Annotated in this window: 9 protein-coding genes; 7 read left to right on the top strand and 2 right to left on the bottom strand. The window is 37.0% G+C overall.

Annotated elements, in window-relative coordinates; translation table 11 throughout:
- Positions 1 to 83: 83 nt before the first annotated feature.
- Positions 84 to 3,212, top strand: coding sequence for an efflux RND transporter permease subunit (locus GN105_RS00785; RefSeq protein ID WP_155283561.1), 3,129 nt, complete (start codon positions 84 to 86; stop codon positions 3,210 to 3,212).
- 110 nt (positions 3,213 to 3,322) lie between these two features.
- On the opposite strand, the gene GN105_RS00780 is transcribed toward GN105_RS00785, so the two are convergent.
- Positions 3,323 to 3,901: a porin family protein gene (locus GN105_RS00780; RefSeq protein ID WP_155283560.1), complete on the bottom strand. Its 579-nt coding sequence runs from the start codon at positions 3,899 to 3,901 to the stop codon at positions 3,323 to 3,325.
- Positions 3,902 to 4,116: 215 nt separating this feature from the next.
- On the opposite strand from GN105_RS00780, the gene GN105_RS00775 reads away from it, so the two are divergent.
- The 4 genes from GN105_RS00775 to GN105_RS00760 all read left to right on the top strand — a co-directional run bounded on the left by GN105_RS00775 (position 4,117) and on the right by GN105_RS00760 (position 10,667).
- Positions 4,117 to 7,536, top strand: a complete 3,420-nt coding sequence (locus GN105_RS00775; protein ID WP_155283559.1) for a SusC/RagA family TonB-linked outer membrane protein — start codon at positions 4,117 to 4,119, stop codon at positions 7,534 to 7,536.
- 11 nt (positions 7,537 to 7,547) lie between these two features.
- Positions 7,548 to 9,389 carry a SusD/RagB family nutrient-binding outer membrane lipoprotein gene (locus GN105_RS00770; protein WP_227977371.1) on the top strand — a complete coding sequence of 614 codons (1,842 nt, stop codon included), beginning with the start codon at positions 7,548 to 7,550 and terminating at the stop codon, positions 9,387 to 9,389.
- A 218-nt stretch (positions 9,390 to 9,607) separates the two neighbouring features.
- A complete protein-coding gene (locus GN105_RS00765) occupies positions 9,608 to 9,934 on the top strand; it encodes a DMT family transporter (protein WP_155283557.1) in 327 nt (108 codons plus the stop codon).
- Between the two features lie 37 nt (positions 9,935 to 9,971).
- Positions 9,972 to 10,667 carry a metal-dependent hydrolase gene (locus GN105_RS00760; protein WP_155283556.1) on the top strand — a complete coding sequence of 232 codons (696 nt, stop codon included), beginning with the start codon at positions 9,972 to 9,974 and terminating at the stop codon, positions 10,665 to 10,667.
- A 135-nt stretch (positions 10,668 to 10,802) separates the two neighbouring features.
- Here the strand turns inward: GN105_RS00760 and GN105_RS00755 are convergent, their stop codons facing one another.
- Complete coding sequence (locus GN105_RS00755) at positions 10,803 to 11,048, bottom strand: hypothetical protein (protein ID WP_018278964.1); 246 nt, start codon at positions 11,046 to 11,048, stop codon at positions 10,803 to 10,805.
- 473 nt (positions 11,049 to 11,521) lie between these two features.
- Here GN105_RS00755 and pckA point away from each other — a divergent pair, with 473 nt between their 5' ends.
- Both pckA and GN105_RS00745 read left to right on the top strand, forming a co-directional pair.
- The gene (gene pckA, locus GN105_RS00750; RefSeq protein WP_155283555.1) at positions 11,522 to 13,102 is read left to right on the top strand and encodes a phosphoenolpyruvate carboxykinase (ATP); all 1,581 of its coding nucleotides are present in this window, start codon (positions 11,522 to 11,524) and stop codon (positions 13,100 to 13,102) included.
- Positions 13,103 to 13,272: 170 nt separating this feature from the next.
- Positions 13,273 to 14,286: a hypothetical protein gene (locus tag GN105_RS00745; RefSeq protein ID WP_155283554.1), complete on the top strand. Its 1,014-nt coding sequence runs from the start codon at positions 13,273 to 13,275 to the stop codon at positions 14,284 to 14,286.
- The last annotated feature ends 63 nt before the right edge of the window (positions 14,287 to 14,349 follow it).

The following is a 14,349-nucleotide window of genomic DNA, read 5'->3' as shown; positions in this document are numbered from 1 at the left end:
ATAAGCCAAAAATATTCTGTGTAAGTCCAAGAGAGGTCAAGGGCTTACACAGATTAAATAATATGTATTAGCAAATAAAAAGTATGATAAAAAAATTTATTGACAGACCTGTACTATCAACGGTTATTTCCATTTTGATAGTTATTGTAGGTATTTTAGGAATAATGGCGTTACCTGTATCTCAATATCCTGATATTGCTCCTGTAACGGTAACTGTTTCGGCTAATTATACGGGTGCAAATGCAGAAACGGTGCTAAAATCGGTGGTAATTCCCCTTGAAGAACAAATCAATGGGGTAGAAAATATGGATTATATTACCTCTACGGCAAACAATAGCGGTTCTGCAAGTATTTCTGTATATTTTAAGCAGGGAACTAATCCGGATATTGCAGTGGTAAATGTGCAAAATAGGGTTGCACGAGCTAATGCTATATTACCTTCGGAGGTTACGCAATCAGGAGTTATCACCCAAAAACAAAACTCAGGAGCATTGATGTTCCTAACTTTCTATTCAGAAAATCCAGAGCTGAATGATATCTTTATCCAGAACTATATGAATATTAACGTAGTTCCTGCCATTAAGCGTATTAATGGAGTAGGTGATGCATCAGTATTCGGAGCGAAGGATTATTCTATGCGAATATGGCTCAATCCTCAGAAACTTTCAGCCTATAAACTAAATCCGTCCGAAGTTACCTCAGCTATCACTAGCCAGAGTAGAGAAGCCGCAGCAGGTACATTGGGGCAAAACAGCGGAAGCATCTATGAATATACCATCAAATATAAAGGTAAGTTCAATGAAGTAACCGAGTATGAAAATATTGTCATCAAATCGATAGATGGAGGTAGAATTCTGCGATTGAAAGATGTAGCAAAGATAGAGTTAGGAGCCCTCTCCTATACTGGGTTTGCTAAAAATAATGGAAACCCAGCAGTATCTATGGGTATTTTTCAAACGCCAGGCTCCAATGCACAGGATATTATTAATGATATTAAGTCATACTTGGAAAAGGCACGACCCACATTTCCCGAAGGGATAAGCTATACGATTAATTACGATACCAATGAGTTCTTGGAAGCCTCCATATCAAAGGTACTTACTACGCTTTTAGAAGCCTTCTTATTAGTGTTTTTAGTAGTTTATATCTTCTTGCAGGATTTCCGTTCTACGCTTATTCCTGCTATTGCAGTGCCAGTATCTATTGTAGGTACGTTTTTCTTCTTGAATTTGTTTGGTTATTCAATTAATATGCTTACACTTTTTGCCTTGGTGCTTGCTATTGGTATTGTGGTGGACGATGCGATTATCGTGGTGGAGGCTGTTCACGCTAAAATGGAACGCACAGGAGATAAAGCAAGAAATGCAACTATTGAGGCAATGCACGAGATTTCAGGAGCAATCATTTCTGTAACTCTGGTAATGGCAGCAGTATTCATTCCTGTAACCTTTATAGGTGGAACAACGGGTGTATTTTATAAGCAATTTGGGATAACACTTATTGTAGCTATTGCTATTTCAGCGGTGAATGCCCTTACACTTAGTCCTGTGCTATGTGCATTGTTCCTAAAACCCCACTCACATAAGGAATATGCTAATAAATCCTTCTTGCAGAAATTCTTTCATAAATTCAATATTGCTTTCGATGCTGCTACCAAGCGATATGGAAAAACGTTTACCTTCTTTTTACGTCATAAGTGGGTAACTTTGGTATTATTTGCCTTAGCTGGTGCAGGATTTTATGTGTCTAATAGTCAGATGAAATCAGGTTTTGTGCCTACGGAAGATAATGGATTGTTATTCATAGATGCTCAATTGATACCAGGAGCTTCAATGGAGCGTACAGCAGCTGTAATGGAAGAAGCACAACAAAAACTGAGAAAGATACCAGGAGTAAGTTCAGTAACAGCTATTACAGGTAGAAGTTTTATTTCTGGTGCGGGGAGTAATTATGGTATGGGTTTTTTACGTTTGAAGCCTTTTGAAGAACGTCTGTCAGACCCCAATCAATCCATACAAGCTATTACAATGCAGGCTTTCAAAGCAATTTCAGATATTCCAGAGGCTCGCGTTATCTTTTTTCAACCACCAGCAGTTCCTGGCTTTGGTATGAGTTCAGGATTCTCAATAGTACTTCTTGATAGGGCAGGAGGAGAGATTAAAGATTTGGAGCGAGTATCACAGGAGTTTATCGGAAATCTAATGCAACGACCTGAAATACAATATGTGCAAACTTCTTTCAATGCGAATTATCCGCAATATCAGATGACGTTAAATGTAGAGCGTGCAGTACAGTCGGGAGTAAATGTAAGTACTATTTTGCATTCTCTTCAAAGCTATATAGGAGGTGTGTATGCTACTGATTTTACTAAGTACGGGAAGCAATTTCGTGTGATGGTTCAGGCACTTCCCGATGATAGAAAGGATATAAACAACTTAAATGGCTTGATGGTGAAAACAGCATCAGGTGCAATGACCCCAATTTCACAATTCGTGAGCTTGGAAAGAACTTTCGGACCTCAGAGCTTGAATCGTTATAATCTTTTTACAGCTGTGAATCTTTCCGGAGCCAACGCCGAAGGATATAGCACGGGTGATGCCTTGCGTGCCGTTGAGGAAGTGGCAGCTGAAAGCCTTGGGGCAAATTACAGCATTGATTATACAGGAATTACACGGGAAGAACAAGGTTCGGGCTCACAAACAGCTATCATTTTTGTACTTAGCTTGATATTTACCTATTTCATTCTTTCGGCACAATATGAAAGTTATATTCTTCCTTTAGGGGTAATCTGCTCGTTACCCTTTGGGATAATGGGAGCTTATTTAGGACAATGGTTGTTTGGCTTGGAGAATAATATTTATTTCCAGATTTCGCTCATTATGCTGGTTGGGCTATTGGCAAAGAATGCCATCTTGATTATTGAGTTTGCTGAACAACGTCGTCATCACGGTGAGAGTTTGTCTCGCTCGGCTATCAATGCGGCAATGGCACGTTTGCGACCTATTTTGATGACCTCATTTGCCTTTATTGTAGGGCTATTGCCATTGGTATTTGCCTCAGGAATTGGTGCGGCTGGGAATCGTTCTGTGGCAACGGGAGCTGTAAGCGGATTACTTATTGGTACTTTCTTAGGGCTGATAGTAATTCCAGTTTTATTCGTGATTTTCCAGCATTTACAAGAGCGATTCGTAGGAAGAAAGGTAAGAATGTAGAATTTGATATAGCTTTTATTCTTCTGAATAATTGCAAATGCTAAATTACTTCAAACAGAAATCCCAGTAATGAGCTCATTACTGGGATTTTACCAATTATAGATAACCGATTAGAATTTCAATCCGACTCCCACTTGAATTTGTTGTGTTTTAGCCTTTTCTTTTAAAAAATCGCTAATATCATAGAAGCCCCAAACGTAGCGTCCGTATATGAAAAAAGGACTAAGATTAATTTCAGCTCCTGCGAGGAAGGAAAAATCAGAGCCTTTAAAAAGTTTTTCCCCATTCTGCCATAAATTATCATCGCGATTTGTTAAAACACTGAACTGAGGACCTGCAAGTAGCGAGATAAATCCCTTTTGATTGTATTTGAGCAAAATAGGAACGTTTAAATAGTTTAATTTCTTCCCTTTATCGAATTTATCATTCCAAATGGAAGCATATGAATCTCTTAGGGAAGTGTTTGTTTGGTCAAATAAAATTTCGCCTTGCAGGGCAAATTTCTCTGAAAAACCGACACTCACAAATCCACCCAACTGATACCCCAATTTAAATTGATCTTTGTAAGCAACACCGTCAATTTTACCTAAGTTAGCACCTGCTTTTACTCCAAAATTGACCTGAGAGAATGCATTTGCCGAAATAAGCAAAGCAAAAATAACCGAAAATGTTAAAATTGTTTTTTTCATATCTTGTAAAATTTAAAATTTCCGAAAAGAATAGGGCAATAACCGTACCAAACTATAAAATATATCTCTTCGAAAAGAAAAAATAACTCCTCAAAATTGTGAAAGCTGAATTTTATCATAATGAAAATAAAATTTTAATATAAAAATTTCATAAGATAATATTATTTTTTACTTTTGTGGGACTTTTTGAGTATTAACTTAATAAACGATAAAGTATGAGCAAGAAAGTTTTATGTTTACTTGTGCTGTTTATAGTGAGTTTTCCTATCTTGGCACAGGTGAAGACCGTAACAGGAACTGTTACAGATGAGTCAGGTAGCCCACTACCAGGGGTGAGTATTTTGGTGAAAGGAACATCAAAGGGGACTTCCACCGATTTTGACGGAAATTATTCCCTTCAACTTCAGGAGGGTGATGTGCTTGAGTTTACCTACATCGGTTTTCAAGCCCAAACCAAAAAAGTAGTGGGGGGGGGTAAATCCTTAAAAATCAATGTGGTACTAAAAGAAGAGGCGCAACAACTTGGCGAGGTTGTTGTTACAGCTTTGGGAATCAAGCGGGAAACTAAAAAATTAGGGTACGCGATGACCGAAATGAAAGGTGAAGAACTCGCCAAGACCAATACGGTAAATCCTGTATCGGCTTTGCAAGGAGAGTCGGCTGGGGTAAGTATCGGTAGTTCTGATGGGGGATTGTTCGGGAATGCGAAAATACAGGTACGTGGTGTTTCTTCATTGAATTCCAACAATAACCAACCTATCTTTGTCATTGACGGCGTGATTTTGGAGAATAATACTTCTGGGGCAAGTGCCGATTGGGAATCAAACGCTAATGATTTTGGTAACATCTTAAAAAATCTAAATCCTGATGATTATAAAAGCGTTTCCGTTTTAAAAGGAGCTGCGGCAACAGCCCTTTATGGTTCGCGTGGGATTAATGGAGTGGTCTTAATCGAAACTAAAAACGGTTCGGAAGCGAAAGGCTTGGGGGTGTCTGTAAAGCACTCCTTAGGGGTTGATCACGTGTACGCTACTCCTGAGTTACAAACCGAATACGGACAAGGAATTATGGCAGGATATATCGGCTACGGAAAAACTGATGCCAGCGGGCAGTATTTTCGATTTGATACCGAGCAGTTTTATTACGATGCCAACGGAAATCCATCACGGGTGAATCATCCGAGAGAAGGATTAGGATACGGTCCCAGATTCAATGAAAATACAATGATTGTGGACTATGATGGGAAATTAGTACCCTATCGTCCGTACAAAAATAATGTGCTCAAAGCATATAATTTAGGGGTTAGTAACACCACTTCAGTCTCCTTAACCGGAGGTAACGAAAAAGGAAATTTTTATCTTTCCGATTCGTACAACCAACGTACAGGAGTACTCCCTAATAATGGATTTACACGGAATTCACTTTTATTTTCAGGAGCTTATAATCTTGCATCTTGGTTAAAAGCTGAAGCATCAGTTTCTTATACTTCTTCCGAAGGGAAAAATCCACGAAGCGATTTGGCTGCCAATTTTTTGGATGGTACTTGGACTAATGAGTACGATGTAGAAAAATATAAACAAAATCAGTATTGGCAAGCAAAACACGGAGGACTTCCAAATTCAAATTATGGTGATGATTATGCGTATGTTCCAGGCAAAAGCATTTGGTTTGCTTACAATAAAAATAACCAAGTACGTAATGAAAATGTGGTTCGTCCCATTGTTAAATTATCTGCTGAAATTTTGAAAGGATTGAATGTACGTTTGGAAGGAAATCTTAACTACTATACCATAAAGCAAGAAAATAAAGAATTGGGTAGCGGATATGCCAATGAAGGAGGCTATTATGCCCTTTATCATTATAGAGATGTAAGCCAAACTGGAAAAATTTCGTTGGATTATACCAAAGACATTACACAAGGTCTTTCGGCTTATGTAGTTGTTGGAGGAGAAATTTGGAATCAGGAAAAGTCTGAAACTCGTGTAAGAACCGATGGAGGATTGGTGGTTCCAGGACGTTACTATTTGAAAAATTCGAAAAAAACACCTATAGCTGATGCAGGTAGAGTCTTTGGAACTAAACAGATTAATTCACTCTATTTTTTGACATCATTCTCATTGAAAGACCAGTTATTTTTAGATATAACTGGGCGTAACGACTGGTCATCAGCTTTAGTTTATACTGATGGAACAGGTAATTATTCTTACTTTTATCCATCGGTTAGTTCTTCTTGGGTATTTAGTCAAACACTTGGACTTCCGTCTTGGGTTTCTTTCGGGAAACTTCGAGCTTCGTGGGCACAAGTGGGTAGCGACACCGACCCTTATTCCATAAACAAAGGATATTCGCTCGGTTCTTATGAGATGAATGGAGGAAATAATATTTACCTGAATGAAGTCTCAACTACTTTGGTTGATAAAAGCATTAAACCTGAACGCAAAAATTCCTATGAGGTGGGGCTTGACGCACGCTTTTTTAATAATCGATTGGGCTTTGATGTGGCTTATTATGACGAATATATTACCAACCAGATTGGGGATATTCCACTTCCGAATGCCTCTGGATATAGGAATTTGCTTACCAACATCGGTACTTTACGAAATTATGGTTTTGAGTTGAAGGTAGATGCCAAGCCAATTCGCACTAATAATTTTGTATGGGATGTTTCCTTTAATTATTGGCGAAACAGAACCCAAGTTACCGATTTACATAAAGATTATGGAGCTTACAAGATACTGGGAGGAACGCCAGCATATGGTAACTTCCGCATAGGTTCGGTGGCTTTTGAAGGAGGAGAGTACGGTGTTTTGATGTCGGACAGTGCTCCTAAAAAATTTCAAGCCAAAGATGCTAATGGAAATAACATTGACGATCCGAGAAATGGAATGCCAATTTTGAAGTGGACTAATAATGGAAGAACGGCTTATTATGAAAGAAGTGGTGAAGTGGAGGAAATTGGGAAAATGCAGCCTGATTTTGAAGGGTCTTTAAAAAATACATTCACTTACAAGGGAGTTTCGTTATCTGTGATGTTAGATGCTCGTTTTGGAGGATATATGGCTTCTTTCTCAAATAGATATGGTACAGCTAACGGATTTTTAAATACTTCATTAAAAGCTCGTGATGCCCAGCACGGAGGTATTACCTGGACGTCACAATACGCTGATACAAAGGGGCAAACCTTTTCAGATGGTGTAATTGTTGAGGGTGTTTTTGCTCCTGGAACAAACGTACAAACTCCGGCAGGAACAACTCAAGATGTAGGAGGATTAACCTACCAAGAAGCAATGGATAAGGGATACATAGAGCCCTCACACGGAAGTACACATACTTACTTTAAAAATTCGTGGGGACAAGGAGTGGTAAATGATGATTGGTTCCACGAGGTAAATTATGTGGCACTTCGTAACATATCATTAGGATATACTTTGCCAAGTGAAGTGAGTAAGAGGTTGAAAATGAAAAATTTGTATTTAGGAGTAAATTTGCGTAATCTTGGATATCTGTATAATTCGTTGCCTAATAAATTGAACCCTGAGAGTTTCAGAGGAACAACTAGTACAGAATCTTTTTTTGAAAGAAGTTTTATACCATATACAGCTTCTTATACATTCAGCGTAGCAATTGATTTTTAAAATTGAAAGAAATGAAAAAAATAGTATTATTAATAACAACTGTGTTGGCTGTGGGGTGTAGTCGTGAAGATTTTGCTGATAAAAATACTGATCCATCAACCCTTTCAGAGCCAGATTTGCGTTTTTCAACGGCGAAAGTAATTGAAACAATGTACACTGATGATTATACCATTTGGTATTATGACAATTTTGATTATGTTTTTCCGTGGAGCCAATTGACTACTACTGGTTTAGGTAATGGTTTAAGAATGAATGAAATGGAAAATACAGGTGGGCATAATTTATACGGAGCTTTATTCCCGAATGCTCGTGATATTCGTGCAAGAATTGATGCAATGCCTGATGCTGAGAAAGAGAAATTTAGAGCCTTACGAGCCATTACTTTTCCAGCTGTAATTCATCCTGCATTAAGCGTAACAGACAAATACGGTTCATTGGTGTATTCACAAGCAGCTTTAGCTCCGTACACCACGCCTCCTTTACTTACTCCTGAGTATGACAGTCAGGAACAGCTTTTTGATACTTGGTTGAAAGAACTTGATGAAGCCATTGCAGAACTTTTGACAACAAGTGGTCAATTGCAATTGGGAGCTCAGGACGTGGTTTACAACGGTGATTACAAAAAATGGGCTAAATTTTGTAACTTGTTGAAATTGAAAATAGCAGCCCGATTAGTCCACGCAAATCTAAGTAAAGCTATGAAGATAGCTGAAGAGGTTGCAAATTCTCCAGTGGGATATATGAATGAGTTGGCTGATGATTTTGTTTACAGACGAAGCATCAAATATTATGGTACAGGCAACGAAACACAGCCAGGCTCAGCGGCGGAACCTATCGTTGATTTTATGGTAGCAAATAAAGACCCTCGTCTTCGTTTTATTTTCACTAAAAATCATTTTAATAGTGAGGTGATTGATGCCTTTGCTGAAGCAAAAAAAGATCTTCCGCCTCACGTTAAAAAGCACGTAAATTTAAAACCAGACAATACATTTGATAGCTGGAAAGCACCAGGTGAACCTTGGGTACGTTACGTGGGGGTGCCTATTTCACCCGACAAAACAAATGATGCCACTTACGATGAATATTTCAAACAAGGAGAACGTAATAAAATCAGTTTAAAAGGAGTTGAAAAAACATACGCGTCAACTTCTTCTTACTCAGAAAGAAATACACGTACGGGCTATAATTACTCTTATCCAACTAAACCAGGAGGACGTGTCATTGAGGTGAAGGATAATTACCCTCCCATTAACATCGTTTTGGGATCATCTGGGGAAACAAATTTATTTTTAGCAGAGTTTAAACTTTTGGGAGCAAATCTTCCTCAATCGGCTCAAGATTATTTCAATCAGGGAGTACGTTTATCAGTTCAGCGTATGGATGCTATTGCTAAAAATAACCAATTGGCTTATTATGAAGAAGATCCTGTATATGCAACGGAGGCAGACAGGCGAGCGGGAAGTATTAAACTCAAAGAAGGAGAAATAGATAATTTACTGATGCAACCAGCATACAATGTAACTACTGACGGATTGGAGAAAGTGTATATTCAGCAGTATATCAATTATGCTACCGCTGCTTCAGGAGATATTTGGACAACAGTTCGTCGTTCAGGATATCCTAAAAAGAATAGTACTTATTTGGCTTGGGGAGAGTTAAAATCTGCTGGAAACGATTTGGTGCTTCCTCGTCGCTTCTTGGTACGTACACCAACCGAAGATGACAAAAACTACCAAAACACTAAAAAGGCAATTGATGAACAAGGATTTACATCAGGTGTGAATGATCCTCAAATTCTCAACACACAACGTTTGTGGTTTGATAAGCAAAATCCAAATTATGGAGGAAATTAACATAGACTTTAAGTAATTCAGAAGTAAAAGAAGCTGTTCGATACTTTTCGGGCAGCTTTTTCTTTTTTAAAACCATTTAAAACTCAGGATTATGCTTGTAAGAAGAAATTTTGTTTATTTGGTTTGCTTGGTTTATATTTGCATTGAGATAAAAAGTAATTTTGAATATAAGTCAAACCCCAAAAGTTGTGGTTGTTATCAAAATATAATTAAACCAAATGAATTGGATACTTCTGATTATTGCAGGGTTGTTTGAGGTGGCGTTTACTTTCTGTTTAGGAAAAGCAAAAGGAAGTATTGGAGCAGAAGCATATTTTTGGTATGGCGGATTTGTCATTTGTACCATAATAAGTATGAGTTTGCTGATGAAAGCCTCTCAACATCTTCCGTTGGGAACGGCTTATGCTGTGTGGACAGGCATTGGAGCTGTAGGGACTGTATTAGTGGGGATATTTATTTTTAAAGAACCGGCTACTTTTTGGAGGCTATTTTTCATTTCAACGCTTATTGGTTCTATAATTGGATTGAAAGCTGTTTCTAATTAAACTGATAAATTTTTAACTTAAAATAAAAGATATAATTATGAAAGTAACCTATTTAGGACACGCTTGTGTCAATATTGAAATTGACGGGAAATATTTCCTCGTTGATCCGTTCATTTCGGGCAATCCGCTCGCGAAGCATATTGATATTAAATCCGTAAAGGCAGATTATATTCTTCTCACGCACGCTCATTTAGACCATATTTTAGATGCTGAGGTTATAGCCAAAAACACAGGAGCAAAGCTTGTTACCAATCCTGAAATAATGGCATATTACAGAGAGTTGGGATTGGACGGATATGAAATGAATATTGGAGGAACACAACAATTTGAAAACGGCGAAGTGGAGGTTAAAATGACAAAGGCTGAACATTCATCTGCTTTTCCTGATGGAAAATACGGTGGAAATCCTGCTGGATTTCTTCTAAAAAATAAAAATGTTACAGTGTATGTGTCTGGGGATACAGCTTTGTGTTTAGATATGAAACTCATTCCGTATCAATATAAAGTAGATTTGGCAATTCTACCGATAGGTGATAATTACACTATGGGCGTTCAAGATGCGTTGTTGGCTGCTAAATTTGTTGATTCATATCACACATTAGGAGTTCATTACGATACTTTTGATGTTATTAAAGTAGATAAAGAATTTTCAAAACAGAAATTTGCGGATTCACATCGTAAACTACATTTACTGCCCATCGGAAACACGCTTGACGTTACAAATCTTAACTAAAAGCCGAAGTGATTTAAAAAAGAATGGATAATTTTTTTATCTATTCTTTTGTTTTTTTAAGAAAAGAAAAAATCGGTAAGTGATTCTCACTTACCGATAAAAAATTAAACTAAAAAATTTTATAACTAAAAACCATTAAGCCTTTGCCTCTGGTGCCCAAGAAGAACATAACATCTCTGAGCTAGCTTTTTGAGGGTGAGCACATTTATCAGTTTTAAAACGAACACAAGTTCCGCAGCTGATAGCTTCTTTTGCAGCAACAGTCATATCAAAACTATCGCAAGTATATTTTGCTTCTACTTTTGTTTTGTGAACACTGCAAATGTTGTCTTTTTCTAAATTTTGGCAGTTTACACAACCGCTTGTCAATCTGATAGCCATAATTGTATATTTTTTAATTAATAATTCATTTATTTTACGTTGCAAAGATATGTACAGAAACACTTAGAAACAATTTAAATAGTTGAAAATGAATTATATGTATTTAGATTAACTCTATTGTGGTGTTATTTGAAATAGGAATAAATTAACAAATTGCTCTTAAAATGAGTCTAATATATTTCACTTGTGGTAGCTTATTTGAGAGGAATTGTTTTCAAAAAAGTAGAGAATAGAACAATTTTTGTGTTTTGATTGTTGTTTTTGTTGTCCTAATAAATTTGAATAAAGCATACCAATCAGAGTTACAATTAGTTTTACTTTCTAATGTTACGTAAGTATTAAATTTTCATTTTTAGGATAAAAAAAATGTGAATTTGATTTTTTATTTCAAGTTTTTTTTTTACTTTTACATCGCCAAATTAAAAAAGGCATTGCTTAGAATTAACAATATAAATAATTATAAAATCAAAATTATGAGTAAATCAAAAACAATTTCAGTTGAGAATTACGGAATCAAAAATGCAAATGTACGCTATCAACTTTCTGCCGATGAGTTACACAAAGAAGCCATCGCAAAAGGTGTAGCAGAGGAGGCTAATTCAGGTGCTTTGTCAATCAAAACAGGGAAATTCACAGGGCGTTCTCCACAAGACCGCTTCATCGTAAAAGACGATATCACAAAAGACCGCGTATGGTGGGGAAAAGTGAACATTCCGTTTGAGTCAGAAAAATTTGACGCTCTTTATGATAAAGTAATGGCGTACCTTTCAGGAAAAGAATTATTCGTTCACGACGGATATGTTTGTGCCGACCCTAACTACCGTACAAATGTTCGTACTATTGCCGAACTTCCTTGGAGTGCACAATTCGTTTACAATATGTTCCTTCGTTTGGAAGAGAGCGAAGTAGCAGGATTTAAAGAAGATTGGTTGGTAGTAAACGCTCCGGGATTCTTGGCTGATCCGGCTGTTGACGGAACTCGTCAGTCAAACTTCGCAATTTTGAACTTTACCAGAAAAATCGCTCTTATCGGTGGAACAGGATACCCAGGAGAAATGAAAAAAGGTATTTTCTCTGCTCTTAACTTCGTGCTTCCTGTATTCAAAAATACAATGCCAATGCACTGTTCTGCTAACGTTGGTAAAAATGGCGATACAGCGATTTTCTTCGGACTTTCAGGAACTGGTAAAACAACGCTTTCTGCAGACCCTAACCGTCACTTAATCGGAGATGATGAGCACGGTTGGACACCAGAGAACACCGTATTTAACTTTGAAGGTGGTTGCTACGCAAAAGTAGTAGATTTAACACCTGAAAAAGAACCAGAAATTTTTGGTGCTATCAAAAAAGGAGCTATCCTTGAAAACGTAGTAATGCACAATGGAGAAGTAGATTTTGCAGATACTTCAATTACTGAAAACACACGTGTTTCTTACCCAATTTATCACATTGACAATATTCAACCAGGCTCAATTGGAAAAAATCCTAAAAACATTTTCTTCCTAACGTTTGATGCTTACGGAGTGTTGCCTCCAATCTCTAAATTGACACCAGAACAAGCTGCTTATCAGTTCGTTTCAGGATATACTTCAAAAGTTGCAGGAACAGAGGTAGGAATTACTACACCACAAAAAACGTTCTCAGCTTGTTTCGGAGCAGCATTTATGCCACTTCACCCAGCTGAGTACGGAAAAATGTTGGCTGAAAAAATCGAAAAATCAGGCGTAAACGTATGGTTAGTAAATACAGGTTACAACGGAAAAATGAAACGTTGCAGCTTGAAAGATACTCGTGCCTTGATTACTGCAGCTCTTACAGGTGCTTTGGACAAAGTTGAGTACAAAGCACTTCCTATCTTCGGATTCCAAGTGCCACAATCTTGCGAAGGGGTTTCTGACCAAGCTATTTTGAATCCGGAAAATACTTGGGACGATAAAGCACAATTTGCTGCCAAATCAAAAGAATTGGCTGAGGCTTTCCTACAAAACTTCAAAGATAAAGGATTTGAAAAAGGTGCTGATGCACAAGTGCTTGCAGGAGCTCCGAAGTTGTAAATTCAATTAGGAATTAAGTTCATTAAGTCATATTTTTAATAAAAAAGATTGCCTCGAAGAAAAAGAGGCAATTTTTTTGTTTTTGATTTAAAATAATTATGATTTATTAACTAAATTCGGTATAATTTTTGCTTAATATTTTTTTATTAACATTTAAAAAACAAATAAAAATGAAGAAAAAAAATTATTTTAGTATGCTATTTATCTTTGCATTGCTTTTGGTAGGTTGTAAAGATAATGATGACGTAAAGGAAAGCGACGTTATTGCAATGCCTAATTCCGAAAGTTTTCAGAATTTAAGAAAGGCAGCTTTGAGTGAACTGACTCAAACAAAGGAGTTTGAGGTTGACGGAACTGGAAGTATTGAGTTTACATCTAAGAAAGGTGTAAAAGTAAATATTCCGGAAGGTTGTTTGTCCCTTAAAGGAGCTCCTGTAAAAGGAAAAGTAAAGTTTGATTTCATTGAACTATTTGACAAAGCATCATTGCTTACCACTGGTATTGCTACGATGGGGTGGGATACCAATGAAAATGTTGCCAGATTTTTGGTTACAGGAGGAGCCTTTTTTCTAAAATTAACTCAGGATAATCAGGAAATAGAGGCTTACAACTATTGTAATTATACAATTGAAGTGCCTACAAGCTTAACAGGAGGGGTAAAACCAGAAATGGGGCTTTGGTATGGAAGTTTCAATGATAAGGGAGAACTGATTTGGGAAGAAGTTGTCAATGAAGAATATCGAAACCCTGAAACAGGAGAGATAATGGAAGGACCTCCACCCCTCGGAGTTTGGGCTAAAGACGAAGTGTACTACACAGTCGTGAATAAATTTGGCTGGGTAAATTGTGATTATTTTTATAGCGACCCTCGTGAAAAAACCACATTAACAGTTAAGATACCTGTTGAGTATAATTATAAAAATTCTATGGTTTATATTTCGTACAAAGACGTGCCTGGACTTTCCACCGCTCGGTATAATGAAACCGAAAAAGTTTATGACGATTCCTATTTGCCAATTGGTTTAGACGTTCACGTAATTTTCGCTTCTGAAAGTAATGGAAAATGGGCTTATGCCATAAAAAGTGCAAAAATTACGAAAGACCATCAAATAGAGTTTTTGAAATCTGACTTGAAGGAAGCTACACAAGCCGAATTTGAAACAGCTATAAAGGCTATTAAATAAAAGTTAATTTGTTGATAATAAAAAAAGCTCGAATTAATTTCGAGCTTTTTTATATGTGAAAAA

This window comes from Capnocytophaga felis (genome assembly GCF_009684755.1).
Classification (GTDB): Bacteria; Bacteroidota; Bacteroidia; order Flavobacteriales; family Flavobacteriaceae; genus Capnocytophaga; species Capnocytophaga felis.
This window is presented reverse-complemented; position numbering and strand designations above follow the sequence as displayed.

Excerpts from the sequence above, each read along its gene's own strand:
- GN105_RS00785 (WP_155283561.1), top strand. The coding sequence starts at position 84 with ATGATAAAAAAATTTATTGACAGACCTGTACTATCAACGGTTATTTCC.
- GN105_RS00780 (WP_155283560.1), bottom strand. The coding sequence starts at position 3,901 with ATGAAAAAAACAATTTTAACATTTTCGGTTATTTTTGCTTTGCTTATT.
- GN105_RS00775 (WP_155283559.1), top strand. The coding sequence starts at position 4,117 with ATGAGCAAGAAAGTTTTATGTTTACTTGTGCTGTTTATAGTGAGTTTT.
- GN105_RS00770 (WP_227977371.1), top strand. The coding sequence starts at position 7,548 with ATGAAAAAAATAGTATTATTAATAACAACTGTGTTGGCTGTGGGGTGT.
- GN105_RS00765 (WP_155283557.1), top strand. The coding sequence starts at position 9,608 with ATGAATTGGATACTTCTGATTATTGCAGGGTTGTTTGAGGTGGCGTTT.
- GN105_RS00760 (WP_155283556.1), top strand. The coding sequence starts at position 9,972 with ATGAAAGTAACCTATTTAGGACACGCTTGTGTCAATATTGAAATTGAC.
- GN105_RS00755 (WP_018278964.1), bottom strand. The coding sequence starts at position 11,048 with ATGGCTATCAGATTGACAAGCGGTTGTGTAAACTGCCAAAATTTAGAA.
- pckA (WP_155283555.1), top strand. The coding sequence starts at position 11,522 with ATGAGTAAATCAAAAACAATTTCAGTTGAGAATTACGGAATCAAAAAT.
- GN105_RS00745 (WP_155283554.1), top strand. The coding sequence starts at position 13,273 with ATGAAGAAAAAAAATTATTTTAGTATGCTATTTATCTTTGCATTGCTT.